General features: G+C 61.3%; 19 protein-coding genes. 12 read left to right on the plus strand and 7 right to left on the minus strand.

The window, feature by feature from the left end; translation table 11 throughout:
* Positions 1-17: 17 nt before the first annotated feature.
* The 5 genes from GG26_RS06665 to GG26_RS06685 all read right to left on the minus strand — a co-directional run bounded on the left by GG26_RS06665 (position 18) and on the right by GG26_RS06685 (position 3,656).
* On the minus strand, positions 18-749 hold the full coding sequence (locus GG26_RS06665; protein WP_414389539.1) for an alpha/beta hydrolase-fold protein: 732 nt from the start codon (positions 747-749) through the stop codon (positions 18-20).
* Positions 750-878: 129 nt separating this feature from the next.
* Positions 879-1,526 (minus strand): LON peptidase substrate-binding domain-containing protein, encoded by a 648-nt coding sequence (locus tag GG26_RS06670; protein WP_011430728.1) that lies wholly within the window; start codon positions 1,524-1,526, stop codon positions 879-881.
* 66 nt (positions 1,527-1,592) lie between these two features.
* Complete coding sequence (gene ruvC / locus GG26_RS06675; RefSeq protein WP_414346959.1) at positions 1,593-2,174, minus strand: crossover junction endodeoxyribonuclease RuvC; 582 nt, start codon at positions 2,172-2,174, stop codon at positions 1,593-1,595.
* Complete coding sequence (gene pgsA / locus GG26_RS06680) at positions 2,128-2,700, minus strand: CDP-diacylglycerol--glycerol-3-phosphate 3-phosphatidyltransferase (RefSeq protein ID WP_099813062.1); 573 nt, start codon at positions 2,698-2,700, stop codon at positions 2,128-2,130. The genes ruvC and pgsA overlap by 47 nt, the downstream gene beginning before the upstream one ends.
* A 23-nt stretch (positions 2,701-2,723) precedes the next feature.
* Positions 2,724-3,656, minus strand: coding sequence for a nucleoside hydrolase (locus GG26_RS06685; RefSeq protein WP_011430725.1), 933 nt, complete (start codon positions 3,654-3,656; stop codon positions 2,724-2,726).
* 151 nt (positions 3,657-3,807) lie between these two features.
* On the opposite strand from GG26_RS06685, the gene GG26_RS06690 reads away from it, so the two are divergent.
* The 6 genes from GG26_RS06690 (at position 3,808) to GG26_RS06715 (ending at position 10,255) form a co-directional block, all read left to right on the plus strand.
* Complete coding sequence (locus GG26_RS06690; protein ID WP_240527350.1) at positions 3,808-4,809, plus strand: circadian clock protein KaiA; 1,002 nt, start codon at positions 3,808-3,810, stop codon at positions 4,807-4,809.
* 3 nt (positions 4,810-4,812) lie between these two features.
* On the plus strand, positions 4,813-5,115 hold the full coding sequence (gene kaiB / locus GG26_RS06695) for a circadian clock protein KaiB (RefSeq protein ID WP_011430723.1): 303 nt from the start codon (positions 4,813-4,815) through the stop codon (positions 5,113-5,115).
* 25 nt (positions 5,116-5,140) lie between these two features.
* Positions 5,141-6,745: a circadian clock protein KaiC gene (gene kaiC, locus GG26_RS06700; RefSeq protein WP_011430722.1), complete on the plus strand. Its 1,605-nt coding sequence runs from the start codon at positions 5,141-5,143 to the stop codon at positions 6,743-6,745.
* Positions 6,746-6,828: 83 nt separating this feature from the next.
* A complete protein-coding gene (gene thiL / locus GG26_RS06705) occupies positions 6,829-7,851 on the plus strand; it encodes a thiamine-phosphate kinase (protein WP_011430721.1) in 1,023 nt (340 codons plus the stop codon).
* A gap of 196 nt (positions 7,852-8,047) precedes the next feature.
* Positions 8,048-8,641, plus strand: a complete 594-nt coding sequence (locus GG26_RS06710) for a hypothetical protein (protein ID WP_011430720.1) — start codon at positions 8,048-8,050, stop codon at positions 8,639-8,641.
* An 84-nt stretch (positions 8,642-8,725) separates the two neighbouring features.
* A complete protein-coding gene (locus GG26_RS06715; protein WP_011430719.1) occupies positions 8,726-10,255 on the plus strand; it encodes a S10 family peptidase in 1,530 nt (509 codons plus the stop codon).
* 23 nt (positions 10,256-10,278) lie between these two features.
* Here GG26_RS06715 and cysS read toward each other — a convergent pair whose 3' ends face one another.
* Positions 10,279-11,799, minus strand: coding sequence for a cysteine--tRNA ligase (cysS, locus tag GG26_RS06720; RefSeq protein ID WP_011430718.1), 1,521 nt, complete (start codon positions 11,797-11,799; stop codon positions 10,279-10,281).
* A 348-nt stretch (positions 11,800-12,147) separates the two neighbouring features.
* Between cysS and GG26_RS06725 the strand changes: the two genes are divergently transcribed.
* The 5 genes from GG26_RS06725 (at position 12,148) to GG26_RS06745 (ending at position 18,904) form a co-directional block, all read left to right on the plus strand.
* Positions 12,148-13,791, plus strand: coding sequence for a LysM peptidoglycan-binding domain-containing M23 family metallopeptidase (locus GG26_RS06725; protein ID WP_228375256.1), 1,644 nt, complete (start codon positions 12,148-12,150; stop codon positions 13,789-13,791).
* 93 nt (positions 13,792-13,884) lie between these two features.
* Entirely contained in the window at positions 13,885-15,225 is a 1,341-nt protein-coding gene (locus GG26_RS06730; RefSeq protein ID WP_011430716.1) for an FIST N-terminal domain-containing protein, read from the plus strand.
* A 150-nt stretch (positions 15,226-15,375) separates the two neighbouring features.
* On the plus strand, positions 15,376-17,154 hold the full coding sequence (locus GG26_RS06735) for an ABC transporter ATP-binding protein (RefSeq protein WP_414389546.1): 1,779 nt from the start codon (positions 15,376-15,378) through the stop codon (positions 17,152-17,154).
* A 147-nt stretch (positions 17,155-17,301) separates the two neighbouring features.
* Positions 17,302-18,057 (plus strand): response regulator transcription factor, encoded by a 756-nt coding sequence (locus GG26_RS06740; protein ID WP_011430714.1) that lies wholly within the window; start codon positions 17,302-17,304, stop codon positions 18,055-18,057.
* A 64-nt stretch (positions 18,058-18,121) separates the two neighbouring features.
* A complete protein-coding gene (locus GG26_RS06745) occupies positions 18,122-18,904 on the plus strand; it encodes an S-adenosyl-l-methionine hydroxide adenosyltransferase family protein (protein ID WP_011430711.1) in 783 nt (260 codons plus the stop codon).
* 46 nt (positions 18,905-18,950) lie between these two features.
* Here GG26_RS06745 and GG26_RS06750 read toward each other — a convergent pair whose 3' ends face one another.
* Positions 18,951-19,424: an Hsp20/alpha crystallin family protein gene (locus GG26_RS06750; protein ID WP_011430710.1), complete on the minus strand. Its 474-nt coding sequence runs from the start codon at positions 19,422-19,424 to the stop codon at positions 18,951-18,953.
* Positions 19,425-19,928: 504 nt separating this feature from the next.
* On the opposite strand from GG26_RS06750, the gene GG26_RS06755 reads away from it, so the two are divergent.
* Entirely contained in the window at positions 19,929-21,023 is a 1,095-nt protein-coding gene (locus tag GG26_RS06755; RefSeq protein ID WP_414389550.1) for a hypothetical protein, read from the plus strand.
* Positions 21,024-21,045 lie beyond the last annotated feature (22 nt).

Here is a 21,045-nt window from a genome sequence, read left to right on the forward strand (position 1 = left end):
CTCCTCTGCAAGGGATCCTAGGCGAAGGCGCGGATTTGCGCTTGCCAAGTGGGCCAGTCGTGATCCCCCTCCCATACCTCCAGTTGATGGGGGATGTTGTTGCGGCTAAGCACTTCCGCCAGACGCAGGTTGTCGCTGAGGCAGTGGTCGCGGCGAGCGGTGAGCAACTTCAGCTCGGTGTTGCGCCCGCCCAACTGATCCCAGAGTTGTCGGCTCATGTTGGACAGGTAGGCCAAGGGGTTGATGAAATACAGCTCCTGTTCCGCCTGTTGGGGATCCCAGCCGGTGACGGAGCCGAGGGCCGCCACATCGTAGGGCCCCCCCAGCGCCAGACAACGGCGCACCAGGCCAGGGTGCCGGCAGGTGAGGTTGACGGCGTGGGTGGCCCCCAGAGAGAAGCCTGCCACCACCAGAAAGTCATTTTGCGCTTCTGCTTTGGCGTAGGGGATCAGCTCTTCTACCCAGTGTTGCTCCAACAACAGCCAGCGATCCCGCCGCTGGGGCACGTCCAGCTCGCGGTTGAACAAGGTCTCCCAATCAAGGGTTTCCACGCAAAAGGCCTGCAAATAGCCCTGCTCCAAGTGATGGCCGAGGCTGGCGATAATGCCGCGATCTTCCAGATCGAAAAAACGCCCATTGCTGGTGGGCAGGCAGATGAGCGGGTAGCCGCGATGCCCAAAGTGGAGCATCTCCATTTCTCGGCCCAGAACCCGGGAGGCAAAGCGCAGATAACGGCGAGGGTAGGACATCGGATCCCTGGACAATCACTGAACCTCAGCCGGCTTTTGCAGCCGCCGTTGAGACGGGTGGCAACGCGAGCGCCAGAACGGCTGACAACTCCCCCGTGGCCTGCGTCTTTCAAGCGATCCCAAGAAATTTTAGGAGATTTCGGAGAACAAATCCTTGAGGGCAGTGCGGGCGGCCAAGTGCTTGCGGGTGGACTCGAGGATCTCGGCTTCCCGCCGCAGGCGATTTTCGGTGCTGACCATTTCCAGCAGCGCTTGCTGCTCCCGGGGAGCCCCGTGAAAGTGGCTGGCAACCCAGTAGGATAACTCTATCGGGGTAGTGGGCAGTCGCTCCGGCAGCTCCGTCTCCCGCTCCATTAGCTTGCCGGAGAGGCGCACCACATCCTGAAGTAGGGTGGAAACCTGCTGCACCAAGCCCTGCAAATCCGCAGTGGTCGGCTCATCCTCAATCCACTCCACCAGCCCCACCCGGAAGGGCTTTTCCCGCACGTAGTTCAACACCCGGAAGCGCTGCTGCCCCAAGGTCAAAATGTCCATGCGGTCATCCGGCAACCGCTGTACCTGCAACACCTCGGCACAACAGCCCACCCGCACCGGGGATCCCGTCTGGGGATCGAACATCAGCACCCCGAAACGGCGATCCGTCTCCAGGATGGTGTTGATCATCATGCGATAGCGGTACTCGAAAATGTGCAGCGGCAGGGGGCGGCCCGGAAACAACACCACCTCTGGCAGGGGAAACAGGGGTAGCTCACGTACGTCCACAGAAGAGGAAGGCATAAGGCTTTGCTTTTTGCGCTACTGAGTCTAGTTTAGCGATCTCGACGGAGCCACACCGACCGATTCCTAAGCAAAGCGGTGGTGCCAAAGGGTGATGGCGATGGCCAGGGCATCGGCAGCATCGTCGGGGCGGGGCAGGCTGGGCAGATTGAGCTCGCGGGCCACGGCGGCTTGCACGGCCTGTTTGTCAGCGCGCCCGTAGCCCGTCAGGCTTTGCTTCACCTGGGCAGGGGTGAACTCCACCGGCACCAGATGATACTGGGCCAGGACGAGTAGGATCACCCCCCGCGCCTGGGCGATGGGGATGGTGTTGCCCATTTTGTAGAAGAAGAGCTTTTCCAACCCCACCTGATGGGGCTGAAACTGGCGCAGCAGCTCCTTTAGATCCTCGTAGAGGGTTTGCAGCCGTTCCGGGATTGATTGCTCCCCAGGGGTGCTGATGACTCCGTAGTCCAGGGAGCGAAGTCCGCCGGCACCTGCCAGGATGCAGCCAAAACCCACCGTCCCCAACCCCGGGTCGAGGCCGAGGATACGCTGCTCAGGGGTGGGGTCTGAGGACTCCGTCCCGCTGACGCGAGAGGACTCCGTCCCGCTGACGCGATCAGGCAGGGGGTCTCTCCTTGCCGGCAGAGGCGTCCGGCGTGGCATGGTCGGTGTACAAATAGGTCAACCCCGAGATCAGAGTGAGGGCCACCGCCACCCAAAAACAGGGGATCCCGATAGGCCAGTTCAGGATCAGCAGGGCGATGGCCAGGATTTGGGCGACCGTCTTGGCTTTGCCCCAGAGATTGGCGCCGCGGATTTGGCTTTGGTTGGCCCGCCAGCCGGCGATGGCCAGCTCTCGCCCCACCAACAAAAACACTCCCCAAGCGGGGATCCGCCCCAGCTCCAGCAGGCTCAGCAGCGGGGCCAGCACCAGCAGCTTGTCCACCAGGGGATCCAGAACCTTGCCCACATCGGTCACCAGCCCATAGCGGCGGGCCAAGTGGCCGTCCAGCCAATCAGTTGCCGCCGCCAGCAAAAACGCCCAGAAAGCCAGCCCTTGCCCCAGCGGGGATCCCAGGCCCAGCCCCAGCAGAATCAAAGGGATCCCTCCAAGGCGCAGCAAGGTGATGGCGGTGGGCAGGTTGAGCCACGCCGGCTTGGGAACTAGGACTGGGCTGGTAGGGTTCACCTCGACCTCCTTGACGACCTCGACTACCGATAGCGGCCTAAGCGCTCGGTGAGCAGGCGGTAAAACTCCTCGGCATCCACCCCAAAAGCTACCTGCACATTGGCGGGGCGGCCACTCAGCCCCCAGCGATCCACCACCGTCCGGCCCAGATTGAGGGGGCTAGCCGTCTCCACCTCCACGTAGCAGGGCTTGAGCTCGAACAACTGCGGCTGCAGCAGGTAGGCGACTACACAGGGATCGTGCAGCGGCCCCCCCGGCAGGCCGTAGCGCCGGATGTCGAACTTGCCGTAGAAGGCGAGCATGTCGGCCACCGTCTGGCCTACCCGCGTGCCGAGGGCGCGGATCCGCTCGATCCGCTCCGGCGTACTGAGGACTTGCTGGGTAACGTTCAGGCCCAGCATCACCACCTCGGGGATCCCGGCGCTGAGCACGATCTGAGCAGCATGGGGATCGGTGAAGATGTTGAACTCGGCGGCCGGGGTGGTGTTTCCCTCAAAGGCAGATCCCCCCATGAACACCAGACGTCGGATGCGCTCCACGATGCGGGGCTGCTGCACCAGGGCTACTGCCAAGTTGGTCATCGGGCCCAGCAGCGCCAGGGTAACCGGCTCCTGCGCCGCCATCAAGGTCTCGATCAGGTACTGCACGGCGTGCAGGGATCCCAGCGGCATCTGGGGCTCCGGCAAGTTGGCCCCGTCGATCCCGCTTTTGCCGTGCACCTCTTCGGCAGTCTGCAGCGGGCGCAACAGCGGGCGGGGACAGCCGGCATAGACTGCCATCTGCGGGCAGCCGGCCAGCTCGCAGATCTGCCGGGCGTTGCGGCTGGTTTTTTCCACAGAGACATTGCCGGCCACCGTGGTAATGCCCAGCACCTCTAGCTCCGGCGAAGCCATCGCCAGGAGCAGGGCCACCGCGTCGTCTTGGCCGGGGTCGCAATCGATGATCAGGGGCACCATAGGGCTCCCAGAGGCCTTTCACCCCTAGTGTAGGCGGCAATGGCACGCTCTCTTTGAGTCTCCCTTGGCTGACTCTGAAGGCCAAGGCAGATTCCGGTCAGGTTTAAGAAGATTTAAGATCGAAGGCGGTTCTTATCGTTTTCTATCCTTATTGAAGCCCGACACCCACCCACTGCACATCAGCCTTTTGCTCGACTGGGAGCCGCCTGCTGGAGAGCCGCTGGCGGCAGAGGCTTTGTTGTCGCCAGAACGCTTTGTGGCTGAGGTCTTCCAGGATCCGGAAGCCTTTCTGGAGGCTCTGCGAGGGGAGGAAAACCATCCGGACTGCCTGGTGCTGCTGGTGGAAGCGACGCGGCTGGACAAGCTGGAGGCGTTGGGCTGTCAGCTTTGCAAGCAGGGACTGTTGCTGCCGACAGTGGTGGCCATTGTGTCGGAAGAGCTCAAACCGGAAGGCGGCGCCAGCCGCTCCGGCGAAGCGTCCTCCCCCCCTGTTCCTCCGGGGGCGAGAGCTCTGCTCAAGCGGGAGCGGTTTTTCTACCACAACGCCACTCTGGTTCGCCTCGTCTCGCCGTCAGAGCTGTTGCCGCCAAAGGGATCCCAGGCCACTCCTTCTGCTTCTCCCTTGGAGCTGCTGATCAACCGAGCCATTGCCCTGTTTCTCCAGATTTCCCCCACCTGCAGCCTGCCTGCAGCAAACCCTCACCCCAAGGATCAGCCCTACCTGCTCTACACGCACCAGCAGCAGCGGCGGCTGGCGGAAAAGCTGCGGGAACGCCTCGGCTACGCCGGCGTGTACTACCATCGGGATCCGGAGCTGTTCTACCGCCACCTGCCCCCCGACGAGCAGCAGGCCCTCATGCGGCGGCTGCGTAACCTTTACCAGGCTATTGTCCTGGAGTATTTTCAATCTCCTGAGACCGTCAATGCCCGCATCGACGAGCTGGTGGCCCTTGCCTTTTTTGCCGACATCGGCGCCGCCCAACTGTTGGAGCTGCACATGAACCTAATGGAGGATTTTGCCAAACAACTAAAACTGGAGGGTCGCAGCGAAGAGATCCTGCTGGATTACCGCCTCACTCTCATCGACGTGATGGCCCACCTGAGCGAAATGTACCGCCGCTCCATTCCCAAATCTGCCCCAAGGGATCCCTAGGTTATGTCCACTCGCAAAGCCTATGTCCTCAAGCTCTACGTGGCGGGCAATACCCCCAATTCTCTGCGCGCCCTCAGCACCTTGCAAGACATTCTGGAAAAAGAGTTCCGCGGCGTGTACAGCCTGAAAGTCATCGACGTCTTGAAAAATCCGCAACTGGCAGAGGAAGATAAGATCCTGGCAACACCGACCCTGGCCAAAATCCTGCCGCCGCCGGTGCGGAAGATTATCGGCGATCTGTCCAACCGAGAGAAGGTGCTCATCGGCCTAGATCTGCTCTACGAAGAATTGGACGAAGAGGCTTAGGACAGGTTTTAGGGGAGAGAGGGGCATGAACCAACCATTGGAACCTTCTGAGTCAGAAAAGCTGCAAGGTAACGCCGCGGAGGGGATCCCATCGACCTACTTCCTGGGCGGGCCCGAGCCGCGGGGGATCCCGAAAAAACAGACGGGTATCGAGGGTTTTGAAGACATCAGCCACGGCGGGCTGCCCCTGGGCCGCACCACCTTGGTCAGCGGTACCTCCGGCACTGGCAAAACTCTGTTTGCCCTGCAGTTTCTCTACAACGGCATTGTCAAGTACCAGGAGCCAGGGATCTTTGTTACTTTTGAGGAGACCCCTGCCGACATCATTCGCAACGCCGCCAGCTTCGGCTGGGATCTGCAGGCCCTCATCGACAAGGGGCAGCTCTTTATTCTGGATGCTTCGCCGGATCCGGAGGGCTACGAGGTAAGCGGCAATTTCGATTTGTCGGCCCTCATCGAGCGCATCCAATATGCCATTCGCAAATACAAAGCCAAGCGGGTGGCCATCGACTCGGTAACGGCCATCTTTCAGCAGTATGAGCCGGCGGGCGTGGTGCGGCGGGAGCTGTTTCGCCTGACAGCCCGCCTCAAGCAGGCCAACGTCACCACGGTCATGACCACCGAGCGCACTGAGGAGTACGGCCCCATCGCCCGCTATGGGGTGGAGGAGTTCGTCTCCGACAACGTGGTGATCCTGCGCAACATCCTGGAGGGGGAGAAGCGGCGGCGTACCATCGAGATCCTGAAGCTGCGGGGCACCACCCACATGAAGGGGGAATATCCCTTCACCATCACCAACGAGGGGATCAACATCTTCCCGCTGGGAGCGATGCAACTGACGCAGCGCTCTTCCAACGTGCGCGTCTCTTCCGGCATCGAGAAGCTGGACGAGATGTGCGGCGGTGGCTTTTTCAAAGACTCGATTATCTTGGCTACCGGCGCCACCGGCACAGGCAAGACCTCGCTGGTGAGCAAGTTCCTCGAGCGAGGCTGCCTAAATGGGGAGCGCTGCATCCTGTTTGCCTACGAAGAGTCGCGGGCCCAGCTTGCCCGCAATGCCTCTTCCTGGGGCATCGACTTTGAGGAGTTTGAGCGGCAAGGCCTCCTTAAGATCATCTGCGCCTACCCCGAGTCCGCCGGCCTGGAAGACCACCTGCAGAAGATCAAAACCGAGATGATGGCCTTCAAGCCCTCCCGCATGGCCATCGACTCGCTGTCGGCGCTGGCGCGGGGTGTGAGCCAAAATGCTTTTCGACAGTTTGTTATCGGCGTAACCGGCCTGGCCAAGCAGGAGGAGATCACCGGCTTTTTCACCAACACCACCGATCAATTCATGGGATCCCATTCCATTACCGAGTCGCACATCTCCACCATCACCGACACAATCATTCTGCTGCAGTATGTGGAGATTCGCGGCGAGATGGCACGGGCGCTCAACGTCTTTAAAATGCGGGGATCCTGGCATGACAAGGGCATCCGCGAGTACCTCATCTCGGATTCGGGGATTCAAATTCGCGATTCCTTCCGCGGCTACGAGCGGATTATCAGCGGATCCCCGACCCGCATCAATGTGGATGAGAAGAACGAGCTCTCTCGAATTGTGCAAAATGTCCAATCTTTGGACGAGTAGGGGCTTGGGCTTGACCGGCGCCAACTGCCCCTAACATTTTGCAACCATAGGTTTTTGGCTGCGTGCATCCGCCAGGGGCTCCTTTGTTCAGCGATCTTCCCGACTTTTTCCCTCAACCCAAGAGCAGCTCTTCTCCCACGCCCATCTCGGCCATCGGCGAGGCGGGGCTGTTGCAGATCGTGCAGCGCTACTGTCCTGCCCAGGTGGTGGGAGACGACGGGGCGGTGTTGCCCGCTCCTGAGGGGCAGTTGGTGGTGAGCACCGATGTCTTGGTGGAGGGGGTTCACTTTAGCGACGTGACAACCCCGGCCCACGCGGTGGGCTGGCGGGCGGTGGCGGCCAATCTCTCGGATCTGGCAGCGATGGGATCCCGTCCGCGGGCGTTGGTGGTGGGCTTGGGCCTGCCGGGATCCACGCCGGTGGCTTGGGTAGAGGAGCTCTACGAAGGGATGCGGGCCTGCTGTGCCCGTTGGGGAGCAGAATTGGTGGGGGGGGATCTGTGTCGGTCGCCGCAGCGGTTTGTGGCGATCACGGCCCTGGGATCGGTGCAGCCGGGGCGGGCGATTGAGCGCAGACGGGCTCAGCCGGGCGATTGGCTGGTGGTCACAGGGCCCCACGGCGACGCGCGGGCCGGCCTGGAGCTGCTGCTCCATCCCGAACAGGGATCCTCAGCCACGGCAGCACAGCGGCAGCAGTTGATCAGAGCCCACCAATACCCGCGCCCGCGCTTGGATGTTCTGTCCCTTTTGGAAGCGCTCCCCGGTCCTCTGCGCCTGGCCGGCATGGACACCAGCGATGGCTTGGCGGACGCCCTGGTGCAGGTGTGCCAGAGCAGTGGGGTAGCGGCGCGGATCGCGGCGGAGCGGATCCCGATTTCGGTGGCTTTGCGCCAGGCGTTCCCGGCCCAAGCTTTGGAGTGGGCGCTTTATGGGGGCGAAGACTTTGAGCTGCTTCTCAGTGCCGAGGTGTCGGTGGCCAAGCATCTGTTGGAAAAGTTGCCAGGAGCCGCCTGGATTGGGGAAGTAACCGGCTGGGATCCGCAGGGGACGGTGCGGTTGCAGGACGGGCAAATCCTCAGCCGCCAGCAGGCCTTCCAGCACTTTTGAGCCTGTCTGAAAAACTCACTGGCCACCTAGGCCGCTCAAAACTGCCCAAAGTTGAAAACCAAGCTACTCGAGTCGGAAAGGAAACCGGAACTGGGATTGGGTAACCTGGAAGTGTAGAGAAAACCGCAAAAGGACAAACCTTGGCCCGAAAAGGCCGCGGGCACGTGCAGAACTTCGGAGAATTGGAGACTTCTGGATGAAAGCTATCTTAGCAGCAGCCGCGATCGGTTTGGCAGGGATCCCTCTGCTGGCCCCCTTGCCAGGAGAGGCCCAGCCGCTTTTCCAATTGGGTGCCTACCGCCTTGAGCAGGGGACGATTATTCCCGTCGGCAGCCTCAGCAGCGAAGGGCCGCAATACTTTTACCCCGACACCATCTACCCGCTGGAGGTGGCCGTCACGCAAAACATTTTCGACAACCAGGGGCGTTTGGTGATCCCGGCGGGCAGCCGCGTTTTTGGGCAAATGGAACCGGCACCGGGCGGATCCCGCTTTGTTGCCACCTCCATCGTCCTCGGCGGTCGCACCTATAGCCTGCAGGCCTCTTCCGGCATCCTCCACGACGAGAAGGATCCCCGCCAGTATTCGGCTGAGGCCATCGCCCAGGATGCAGCCATCGGGGCAGTCGCAGGCACCCTTTTGGGAGCCATCAGCGGCGGCGTCTCGGCGGGCAATGTTCTAGGCGGGGCAGTGGCTGGCGTGGTGGTGGGCAATGTAACCGCTCCCCAGGTGGTGGTGCTGCGCCCCGGCCAGTCGTTTAATCTGACTTTGGAAGCGCCGCTCACCCTGTAATCCCCGGCTTCTGTTCCAAGGCAGGGGTGGAGATCCGGCAACTTGTGATTCACTGGATCAGCAAGTTGTGGATCCCGTGTCTCTATGCCTGCAGAATCCAAGTCCACTCCTGTCCTGCACACCACGGAGCACACGTTCAACGCCGGGGGAAAGTCCTTCCCCTACAGGGCGGTGGCCGGCTGGCAGACCCTCTTCCGGCGGGAAAAGCCGGTAGCCGAGATCTTCCACGTCGCCTATCTGAGGCAGGAGGTTGACTCCCGACAGCGGCCTCTCACCTTCGTCTTCAACGGCGGGCCGGGGGCGGCCTCTGCCTATTTGCACATGGGATCCCTGGGGCCGAGACGCCTCCGCTTTGGGCCCAACGGCAGCTTGCCGCCCTCGCCAGTGCAACTGGTGGATAACGGCGAAAGTTGGCTGCTGTTTTCTGATTTGGTCTTTGTCGATCCGGTGGGGACGGGGTTCAGCCGCGCCCTGCCCAAGGAGTCTCAAGACGCCAAAAGTTCTCAGGAAAAATCCGATCCGGCGGCCAAGCCCACCCAGGCGGAGGAAAAGGAAGACGAGCCCCCCAAGGAGGCTCCCTTTTGGGACGTGGAGCGGGATTTGCAATCCTTGGGCGAGTTTATCCAGGGCTTCCTCTCGCGCTACAAGCGCTGGCTCTCTCCCATTTTCATTGCCGGCGAGAGCTACGGGGGCTTTCGGGTGGCGCGGCTGGCCAAGGAGCTGCAAGCCAAGTTTGGCGTGGGCCTGTCGGGGGCTATTCTCATCTCGCCGGCCATCGAGTTCGGGCTGCTGGAGACCACCGATTACAACCTCAGCACCTGGGCAATGCTTTTCCCCTCCTATGTCGCCACAGCAGCCTATCATGGGCGGTGTGGCTGGGGGGAGGATTTGCAGATCCTGCTGCCCAAAGCAGAAGGCTTTGCCCGCCAGCGGCTGTTGCCCCTCTTGGCCATGGGAGAGGCGATGCCAGAAGCGGAGCGGCAGGCCATCTACGCGGAGATGGCGGCAGGGATCGGACTCTCGCCGGAGTATGTGGCCCACAAGGGGGGGCGGATCGACCCGGCCAGCTTTGCCCGCGAGCTGTTGCGCTCCCAGCGGCTGGTGCTGGGGCTCTACGACGCCTCTGTAACCACCGTGGATCCCTTTCCGGATCGGCCTACCTTCGAGGGATCCGATCCCACCTTAGATGGGGTAGATCGCCTGTTTACTGCCGCCATCAACAGCCACCTGCGGGAGACCCTGCAGGTGGACACGGAGCTGACCTATCACCTCCTGAACCTAGAGGTGTTCAAGTCCTGGCGCTTCGCCCCCAAGGGGGAGCTCAAGCAAGGGTTCATCGGCGCCATGGACGAGCTGCGCAGCAGCATGGCCCTCAACCCCCACATGCGGGTGAGCATTCACCACGGCTTCTACGACCTGGTCACCCCTTACTTTGCCTCCAACCACCTGGTGGATTTGATGAAGCTGGATCCCCGCCTCAAGGCCAACCTCACCCTGCGCCACTACCGCGGCGGCCACATGTTCTACACCTGGGATCCCTCGCGGGCCGAGTGGTTTGCCGAAATGGCTGAGTTTTACCGAAAGGCCGTTTCCAGCTCGGGGATCCCTGCGTGATGGGCAATCCCAACCCCGCCTGCCTACTGCCGCAGCCAACGGGTGGTGCCGTCTTTTTGGTCGATAAGGGTGATCCCCAGAGCCTTTAACTGCTCCCGAATGCGATCGGCTTCGGCAAAGTTTTTCGCCTTGCGGGCCGCCGTGCGTTGGGCCACCAGCTCTTCAATCCGCGCGTCTTCAAGGGGTGGAAGCTTGGCCAGTTCCCCGTTGGCGGCAGCTTTCTCGGATCCCTGGGCAGGCTGGGGCCAGCAGAAGCCCAGCGTGGCCAAGATCTCCAGCAGGGCGGCGCCCTTCTGCCTCAGCAAGTGCGGCTGCAGGTGGGTGTGGCCCTGGTGGGTCAAGAGGTTGTGCTCGCGGATCAGTTCCTTGGCCAGCTCAAAGGCAAGAGCCAGCGCCCCAGGGGTGCCGAAGTCGTCGTCCATGGCCGTCTGGAAAGCCCTCATCGCCTCGGAATCGGGGGATCCCCCTTGGCCAAACTGCTGGGCGCAGTGGATCCCTTTTTGGAGAGTCTCCCAGCCGTGGCTGGCCGCCTCCATTGCTGCTTCAGTGAGGTCAATCGGGCTGCGGTAATGGGTCTGCAGCAGGAACAGCCGCAGGGCCATGGGGTGATAGAGGGCAAGGGCCTGTCGTAGGGTGGTGAAGTTGCCCAAAGATTTGGACATCTTCTGGCCGTTGACGTTGACAAAGCCGTTGTGCAGCCAGTACTTGGCCAGCGGCTTGCCGGTAATTGGCTCGGATTGGGCCAGCTCGTTCTCGTGGTGGGGAAAAATGAGGTCTGCCCCACCAGCGTGAATGTCGATGTGATCCCCCAGAGTCTCTCGCACCATGGCCGAACACTCGATGTGCCAGCCCGGTCGCCCCCAACCCCAAGGGGACTCAAACCCCGGCTCGGAAGGGGGGGCCGCCTTCCAAAGGGCAAAGTCAAAGGGATCCCGTTTGCCAGCGCCCTCTTCTCCCACCCGGCCGCTGGCCCCTGCCTCCAGCTCCTCCAGCTTGCGACCGGAGAGCTGGCCGTAATCCGGGAACTTACGGACGGCATAGTAGACATCGTAAGCAGGAGTCTCCCCCTGAGGGGCGAGGGGATCCCGTACCCGGTAGGCAAAGCCCTTGAGCTCCAGCGATTGGATCAGCTCGAACATGGCCCGCAGCGATCGGGTTGCCCTGGGGTAGAGATCGGCCCGCTTGATGTTGAGGCGATCCATATCTTGGAAATACTCGGCGATGAAGCGTTCCGCCACCGCCTGCATCGACTCGCCCCGCTCTAAGGCCCGCTTGAGGATCTTGTCGTCCACGTCGGTAAAGTTCTGCACATACTTCACCCGGTAGCCGCGGCACTCCAGGTAACGACGCACCATATCCCACACCACATAGGTGCGCGCGTGGCCGAGATGGCAGAGGTCGTAAACCGTGACGCCGCAGACGTACATCCGCACCAGCGGCTTCTCCCCGCCCGCCGCCTCGTCGGCAGAAATGGACTCAGAGCCACCGAAGGGTTGAAACACTTCCTTACGGCGAGTCAAGGTGTTGTAGACAACCAAAGTCATGGAGAATCCTGGTTTGTAGTTTCAGCTACAGCAAAGCGGGCTTTATCTTCCAGATCGGCACGGTGGCACACTCTGTTCTACATCGGATAAGGCTCGACAAAATCTCAACAGGCCGAAGGCTGAAATCATTGTGGGACAAGCATTTTAGCTGAAGTTACCTGCAAAGACTTGTCTAGATTTATTAACTACGGTACTCTAACCTGAGCGCGGACCAACGTATTCATTATCGAACTGCGCTTGGGCTTCACCGGCCTCGGTGGAGCTTGCAGCAAGGGGCCGCTGGCCTCAATTTTGACATCTTCTCTTTCACTCTAGTGTCAGCCTGTTGGTGTGAGGATGCCCCAAAGATTGACGTTCTCAGATGCCCAGGGGAGGGAGCTGGACATCCATAGCGCTGCCGTGAGCACCCTTTCTCCGCCCAAGGATCCGGCAGGGATCCCGACCGCTCAGGAGCGGGCTGCCGAGGGGGGAGAGCCGGCACTTCTGTCTGCCCCGTCAAGACTCCGGTGGGCTGGCTTAGCCCTTTCTCTCAGCTTAACGGGCCTGGTGTGGCTCCTGAAGCTGGAGGCCGATCCCCACGCCGATGCCCTGGAAGAGTCGGGGCCGGCCCCCTCCGATGAGCCAGCCGAGCTAGAAAATCCAGATCCCTCGACCTTGGCTCCGGCGCGACGGGGCTACCCGAGGTGGGCCACCGGCCTCTTGCTCATGCTGGGCTTGGCGGGGGTGGCCACGCTGCATCAACGCCAGCTTTCTCGTCACCCTTGGGGATCCCGGCTAGCGGAGCCGATTCCGCCCTCGGTGCACACGCTGTCCGGCGCCCTGCAGCAGAACTACGAGCAAAAAAAAGCCCAACTGCGGCAAGCCTTCGAGGCGGGCCAGATCCCGACTGGGGAAGGGCCCCGAGGCATTCTCGAGCATGAGGTGCAGCCGGGGGAAACCCTCTGGCATCTGACCCAGATGTACCAGCTCGATGCCGCCGCCATCACTGTCTCCAACGGCATTCAAGCCAGTACGCCGCTGCGGCCAGGGCAGAAGCTGCTGATCCCCAGCCAGCCGGGATTGATCTACAGCGTCAAGCCGGGAGATACACTGGAAGACATTGCCAACCGCTACCGGGTTCCGCAGCAGCGGATCATCGAGGCAACTCCCCTGGATCGGCCTGAGTATCTGCGCATTGGCCAACGACTGCTCATCCCCGGCGATGTGGGCGAGCTGATCCGGCGCGAGAACGAGATGCTCGCCCGCCGCGAGGCAGAAGAACGCCGCCGCCAGGAAGAGGAAGCCCAGGAACAAGCTCGATTACAGGCCGAGCAGCAACGCCAGGCCCAGCAGATGCAGCAAGAACGACAGGCCCTCTTGGCCGGTGGCTCGCTGGTCCACACGGTGGGAGCTGGCGACACCATCGAGCGGATTGCCGCTCGCTATGGGGTGACGCAGCGGTCGATCATCCAGGCTAACCACTTGCGCAATCCCCACTGGCTACGCATTGGCCAACGCCTGACAATTCCGGCGCCTGGCACGCAGCCCGCCCCGCCGGCCCCCGGGCGACGAGCCCGGAGCCAATCCCAAGCTCGGCCAGCGCCGGCAGCTCCTCCTCCAGCTCTTCCTCCGGCCCGCAGCAGTGGCTTCATCTGGCCGGTTGCGGGGCAAATCACCTCCGGCTTTGGCTACCGTCGCGGTCGCTTCCATGCGGGGGTCGATATTCCCGGCCCGGTGGGATCCCCCATTGTAGCCGTTCAGGAGGGGGAGGTCATTTTTGCCGGCAATGCCGGGGATGGCTACGGCAATCGCGTCGATATTCGCCATCCCAACGGGATCGTTACCCGCTACGCCCACGGTCACCGGATCTATGTGTCCAAGGGCCAGTATGTGCAGCAGGGCCAGGTAATCATGAGCCGGGGCAATACGGGCCGCAGCACAGGGCCACACTTGCACTTTGAAGTCCGCCCCGGCGGGGGCGCGCCTGTGGATCCACGGCCCTATCTGCCCTAAACACGTTTCAAACAAGAGGCTGCGCAGAACAGCCAGTCCCGGGCATAAATTGCTAGCCTAAAAAAGCAAACTCCAGACCGTAGGAACACGCCGATGCAGTGGGTGAACGCGCTCTCCCAGCTCCCTTCTCTGGAAGCGGCTCTGCGGCAGGTGGTGGAGGAAGCTAAGGCTAAGCTCCAGGTAGCCCAACTGAAGAGCGCCCTGACGCGACAGGTGCAGGCGGTGGGATCCGGCAGCCTGCCGGGGCTGCTCACCGGGTACGTCCCCTCTCAGCCGCTGCGGCCCAACTTGGGGATCCTGTTTGTGTCGGCGGCCTTTGCCAGCGAGTACATTCGCGTGCTGCCCCTGTTGTCGGAGCTGTTGGAGGTGGACGTTTTGATCGGCTGCTCCGGCGGCGGGATCGTGGGTGGGGGGCATGAAATTGAGGAGGGGCCGGCCCTGTCGCTGTCTTTGGCGGTGCTGCCGGATGTGGCCTTGCACCCTTTTTATTTGCGGGGAAACCAATTGCCCGACTTGGATGCACCTCCTTCGGCCTGGATAGACTTGGTTGGAGTTTTGCCGCAGAGCAAGCCCCATTTTCTGCTCTTGGCGGATGGATTTTCCTCTCGAATCTCTGAGCTGTTGCAAGGGCTGGATTTTGCCTATCCGGGGGCGGTCAAGGTGGGGGGATTGGCCAGTGGCGGCCGCGGCCCTCGCGGCAATGCTCTGTTTTTGCTGGATGCGCGTACCCCCACACCCCGGCGGGAGCTGTATCGGGAAGGCACGGTGGGGCTGGCCCTCTCCGGCAACGTGGTGCTAGATGCGGTGGTGGCTCAGGGATGTCGCCCGATTGGGGATCCCTTGCGCGTCACCGAAGCGGAGGGGAATGTGATCCTCAGCTTGGAGGGGCGTCCTCCTTTGGCGGTCTTACAGGATTTGGCCGAACGGCTCAGCCCATCGGATCAACGCTTGGCCCGCCAAGCTCTCTTCATCGGCCTGCTGATGGACGAGTTCAAATCCGAGCCGACGTCGGGAGATTTTCTCATTCGCGTGATCCTGGGCATCGATCCACGGGTGGGGGCGATCGCCATCGGGGATCGGGTGCGCCCCGGCCAGACGGTGCAGTTTCATCTGCGCGATGCCCAGACTTCGGCGGAAGATCTGCGGTGGGCCCTCAGCCGCTATTGTGCCGAGCGCAACCTACAGCAAAGCTACCCCGCAGAACGCTCCTCTCAACCCAAGCCGGATCCCTGTGGGGCGCTGATGTTCTCCTGCCTGGGACGAGGCAAGGGGCTGTACGGTACCCCCAACTTTGACTCGCAACGGTTTCGGGAATTGCTGGGAGAGCTACCCCTGGGGGGCTTTTTTTGCAACGGCGAGATCGGCCCGGTGGGGGGATCCACCTTTTTGCACGGCTACACCTCCTGCTTTGGGATCTTCCGGCCCGCCCGCTAAGGTTTTGGCAATCCTGAGCTGAGTTTGTAGCTGAGACCCAGACTCCCTCAGCGACGCTGCCGAAGTCCTGGAGCTGCCCCAGCGGGGAAAGAAGGGAAGCTGGAGCGGTGGTCTATAATCCTGCCAATCCCTCGATCGCCGCCCTCAGCCATGGCCGATGTCGCTCCGGTTGTCACTTCTGCCCTTCTGACTGTTCAGGGGTTGCGGGTTTTCTTGCCCAGCCGCACTGCCGGCAGCCAGGCAGAATGCTTGGGATCCCCGGTGGTGGATGGGCTGTCCTTTCAACTGGGGGCCGGACAAGTCCTGGGCTTAGTGGGGGAATCCGGATCCGGCAAGACCATAACCGCCCTGACGCTGATGGACTTGCTGCCCAGCTCCGCTCGGGTGGAAGGCACCATTCTCTTTCAGGGCCCCCAGGGAACAGTGGACTGGCTGCGGCTGGATCCCCGGCAACGGCGGCGCTACCGCGGCTCCCAGATCGCCATGATCTTCCAAGAGCCGAGCACCGCCCTCAACCCCCTCTACACCTGTGGCCAGCAGTTGCGGGAAACCCTGAGGGCCCACACCTCCCTCCCCCCAGCGGAGCTCCGCGCCCAAGCCATCCGCCTGTTTGAGGAAGTGCAGCTTTCTCCCCAGATGCTGGAGCGCTATCCCCATCAGCTCTCCGGCGGCCAGATCCAGCGGGCGGCCATCGCCTGTGCCATCGCCTCTAACCCCAAGCTGTTGATTGCTGATGAGCCGACTACCGCCTTGGATGTAACGGTGCAAGCCGAGATCTTGCGCCTGCTCCGGGATCTGCAGCAGCAGCGACAGATGGCGATCCTCTTCATCACCCACGACCTCAATTTGGTGGCGGAATTGGCGGATCAGGTGGTGGTGATGTGCCGGGGCCAAGCCGTGGAACAAGGATCGGTGAAACAGATCTTTTGGGATCCCCAGCACCCCTACACCCGCGGCCTGCTGGCCTGTCGCCCACCGTTGGAGCGGCGGTTGCGGCGGCTGCCCACCGTCCAGGATTTCCAGGAAAAGGGGGGATCCCTCGAGGAGCGGTGGCAGCAACTGGAGATCCCAGCCGCCGAAGAGGAAGAACGGCTGCGCCAGATATGCAGCCAGCCCCCTCTGTTGCAGGTGCGGGAGTTGCGCACCCACTATACCGTCCGTCGCGGGCCATTGGGCCGCCAGGTGGGCGAGATCCGAGCTGTGGACGGGATCAGCTTCGACCTGTATCCAGGCGAAACCCTGGGGGTGGTGGGCGAGTCCGGCTGCGGCAAAACCACCCTGGGGCGAACCCTGTTGCGTCTAATCCGCGCCAGTTCCGGCCAGGTAATCTACGACGGAGAAGACTGGCTCCGCCTGCCGCCTCGGCGCCTGCGCCGCTTGCGCCGCGAGATCCAGCTTATCTTTCAGGATCCGGCAGCCTCTTTGGATCCGCGCATGAGTGTGGGAGCCAGCGTCATGGAGCCGATGGTGCTGCACGGGATGGGGAGAAACGCCGCCGAGCGGCGAGCACGAGCCCAACGCCTGTTTGAACGAGTCGGGTTGGATCCCGAGGCGCTGGATCGTCTGCCCCACCAGTTTTCCGGCGGGCAGCGGCAGCGGATTTGCATTGCCCGCGCCCTGGCTTCGGAGCCGCGCCTGCTCGTCTGCGACGAGGCAGTGTCTTCCCTGGATGTCTCCGTACAGGCCCAGGTGCTGAACTTGCTCAAGGATCTGCAGGAGGAGCTGGGACTGACCTATCTGTTCATCTCCCACGACCTGAGCGTGGTCAAGTTCATGAGCGACCGCATTCTGGTCATGAACCGAGGCCGCATCGAAGAAATTGGCCCTGCCGCTCAGATCTACCGGAACCCGCAGCAGGACTATACCCGCCGCCTCATCGCCGCCATTCCCAAAGGGGATCCGAAAAAGCGTGCCCGCCAAGCCGGATGAAGGGTCTCCCCTGGAGCCGCGCCCACCCGCCTCCCGGCCAGATTTGCAATGAGGCTAGAATTAAGTAAACTTTGAGTCGTAAAGCTTTGGACTCTTGTTAGCTGATTTAACAAAACGTTTTATCCGCAGTTTGGGCTGCAACCGGCTATGGCTCGCATACTCATCATTGAGGACGACCCTTCAATTCTGGATATTCTGCGTATCAATCTGGAGTTGGCGGGCTATGAGGTCGTGAAGGCCACCGATGGGGTACGCGGACAAGCACTGGCTCTGCAGGTTCTTCCGGATCTCATCATTCTCGACCTGATGCTGCCCCAGGTGGACGGCCTGACGGTTTGCCAGCGCTTGCGGCGGGAGGAGCGCACCAGCGAGATCCCGATCCTGATGCTCACCGCCCTCGGCCAAACCCAAGACAAGATTGAAGGCTTCAACGCTGGCGCCGACGACTACCTGACCAAACCCTTTGAGGTGCAGGAGCTGCTGGTGCGGGTGCGGGCCCTGCTGCGACGTGCCGATCGCATTCCCCAGACGGCCAAACACGGCGAGATCCTCACCTATGGCCCCCTCACCCTGGTGCCAGAGCGCTTCGAGGCGGTGTGGTTTGGCAAAACCATTAAGCTCACCCACCTGGAGTTTGACCTGCTCCACTGCCTGATGCAGCGGCACGGCCAGACAGTCTCCCCCAGCGAAATCCTGCAGGAAGTGTGGGGCTACGAGCCCGACGACGACATCGAGACCATTCGCGTCCACATCCGCCATCTGCGCACCAAGCTGGAGCCGGATCCGCGCCACCCCCAGTACATCAAAACTGTCTACGGGGCGGGCTACTGTCTGGAGCTGCCCAACATTGCCGATCCCCAGCCGCTGCAGCCGGAACTGGCAAAAGACTCCTCTTCCCCGTAAAAACCACCTGCCGTAGGAGAGCTAAAAGTTCCCAGAGGGCTGGCAAGCGCTGCTTAGCTCGCCAATGAAGGTCATTAGCCTACTCACTGATTTTGGTCTTCAGGATCCCTACGTGGGCATTCTGAAGGGGGTGATTTGGGGGATTGCGCCCCAGGTTCAGTTTATCGACCTTAGCCACGAAATCCCGCCTCAGGACGTGGCAGCGGCCCGTTTTGCCTTGATGACGGCCTATCCCCATTTACCTTCTGAAACCATTCACCTAGCGGTGGTAGATCCAGGGGTGGGGAGCAGCCGAAGGGCGGTGGCCATCCAAACCCAAGGAGGCTATTTGGTCGGCCCTGACAATGGCCTCTTCAGCGGCGTTCTGGAGCAATCCCCACCTCTAGCTGCTGTGGAACTCAACCGACCCCGCTATTGGCGCACCCCCTCCCCCAGCCGTACCTTTCACGGGCGGGATATTTTTGCCCCCGTGGCCGCCCACCTGGCCAACGGGATCCCCTTGGCAGAGTTGGGGGATCCCTTGGATGTGGCCGAGCTGGTTCGCTGGGACTGGCCGCCACCTCAGGCAGAACCCGACGGCGGCCGCGGCGTGATCCAGTCCATCGACCGCTTCGGCAACGGCATCACCACTCTCCCTGGCAACTGGGTAGAGGGCCGCAACTGGAGGGCCTGGATCAAGGGGATCACCATCCGCTCCGCCGCCACCTTTGCCGAGGGAAGCGAGGGCGAGCTGCTTGCCCTGGTGGGCAGCTCCGGCTGGGTGGAGATCGCGCAAAACCGGGGCAACGCCAGCCGCACCTTGGATTTCAAAGTAGGGGACGAGGTGCGCGTGCAGTGGGATAGCTAGCCGAACTCCCTCCCCCCTGCCCCCTCTCGCTTGGGGAGAAGGGAGACTAGGCAGGCTGGCTTTCCACCGTTAAAGTTTCCGGCTCAGCTGCGGAAGTTGAGGTTCCTATCTGAACTTTGACCGCCCGCACGGCATCGGCCTTGGGCAGGGTGAGGGTGAGAATGCCATCCCGGTAGATGGCCGAGACTTTTTCCGGCTGAATGCTTTTGGCTAGCTTGAGGGTGCGTTGAAAAGGCTGAGGCTCCACCTCTTGGTAGCGTAATTCAGCACCTTCAGGGCCTTGAAGCTGGATCTCACCGCTGATGGAGAGCTGCTGGGCTGTGGCCTCGATGTGGAAGCGTTCCCGATTGGCCCCCGGCGCCCACAACTGGACGATGTAGGCTTCGCCGCTCTCCCAAACCTGTAATGGCGTGGGGAAGAAAGTGCGAGGGTGCTCTCCAGAGCTCTGCTGCCTCGGGAAGTCAAGGGTGCTTTGCTGCACGCGCACATCGAGGATGGGGGTGAAGTAAACCAATTGCATAGCCGCTCCTTGGGTAGTAGGGTGGACAATTCTTGAAAAACGGGTCAACAGGGGTAACAACCGGATCCCACCGTTCTACAGAACTCCCCCCACGTCGGAAAAAGCTGTATTGAGACGAGATGGGATCCAAACCCCGTTCTGCTTCAATGATCCAAGACCGCTGTTGCCAGCAGGGAGGGCAAACCGATCCAGCTAGGGGAGGATCCCATCACCTTTCTCCAAAGTTCACTTTGGACAACCTCATCTAGAGCCAGCGGGATCCCTGTCGCAACCTTTTCTCTGCCGGTTCGATCGGCTTCTGCTGAGAATGCTGCCGCCAGACAGCTTGACAGAGGCATGGGCGTTAGGGCCGCGCGGTAACAGCCTGGATTCTCTAACAGTTCAGCACAGTTTATCAAAGCTTAAAAGTCTAACTCTAGCTTCAATTGAAGTTGTTTGGTTAGTCTCTCAGTTTGGTAGCAAGTTTTGAGAGAGACCTGACAGACAAGGCAGGCCGCCTCTAAGATGGCCTCCAAACCAGGACAGCTTGAGCAGTGGGATCCCATGTACGTGTATTGCCCAGAAGAAGTTTTGGAGGCAGGAGCGCCATACAACCTTGAGGAGCTGATAGAACGGCTGGAGCAGGGGGATCGCACCCTTTTAAGCCGGTTGTTCGACGTTCGCTACCCCTACTGGAAACGCAACCTCCGGCGCAACGTTCGCTTGGTGGCTGATCTGCGCTATCTGGGAGAGGTGCCGGTTTTGGTCTTGTTTGGCCTTTGGGGGAGAGGCAGCCACGAGTACCGAGAGTTCCTGGAGCGGCGGCAGGATCCCAGCTATCAAGAGCGGGTGAGGAACTGGGTGTCTGACGATCAGCTACAGGCATGGCTGGCACAAAGGCAAGCGGAAAATGAACAAGAAGAAGCGCGGCAAAACCAGCTCCTCCCTCTGCCCAACGAACTGTACGATTGGACACAGTTTTTAAATACTCCCAACCGCCAGGAGCGGCTTGTGTTGGAAAGCGGGGAATGGGTTCGGCAAGTGCAAGCCCTTTCTCTAGAACAGCGGCGCCAAGTGTATCGGGCGGTAGAGCAATTCATTATTGGCGATGAGAAAGGGAATCTCTACTGGAAACTACCACTGTTTTATCCAGAAACTGAGGTTAGGTGCTGGCGGGAAGGCTCGATACATCTGGCTATCAGCCTGGTGCAGGTATGTGAGCAGGAAAAAGTCTTATCTCCATTTTTAATTGGAGTTTACGACCACGCTCCGGAGCAGAGAGAGCGGTTTGACCTGGGGCGCCGAACTTGCCTATTTGGGAGGGGGGCCGATCAGCCGGATATTCTCCAACACCCACAATCTTTAGAGATTTGGAAGCGATATGCCCGCCGCGCCTACCCCAACTACATGGTTGCAGATGAAAACGTCTGGCTGGAAATCCAGGAGACTACAGAGGGGAACTTAGCTTTGTCGATGGAGGAAGAAGAAATTCTCCAAAGCACCTCTATGCCTCTACTAATCAACGGGCGAGCTGGGAGCGGCAAATCTCTGATGTTGTATTACCGTTTTGCTGATTACTGCAGCCATTACAGCCTGTTAAGGGCTCAAGGGGTACAATAGCAGCACTTAGCAAACCAACTTC

The sequence above is a fragment of the Synechococcus sp. 'PEA 65AY6A-5F PE A' genome, from assembly GCF_047462575.1.
GTDB lineage: Bacteria > Cyanobacteriota > Cyanobacteriia > Thermostichales > Thermostichaceae > Thermostichus.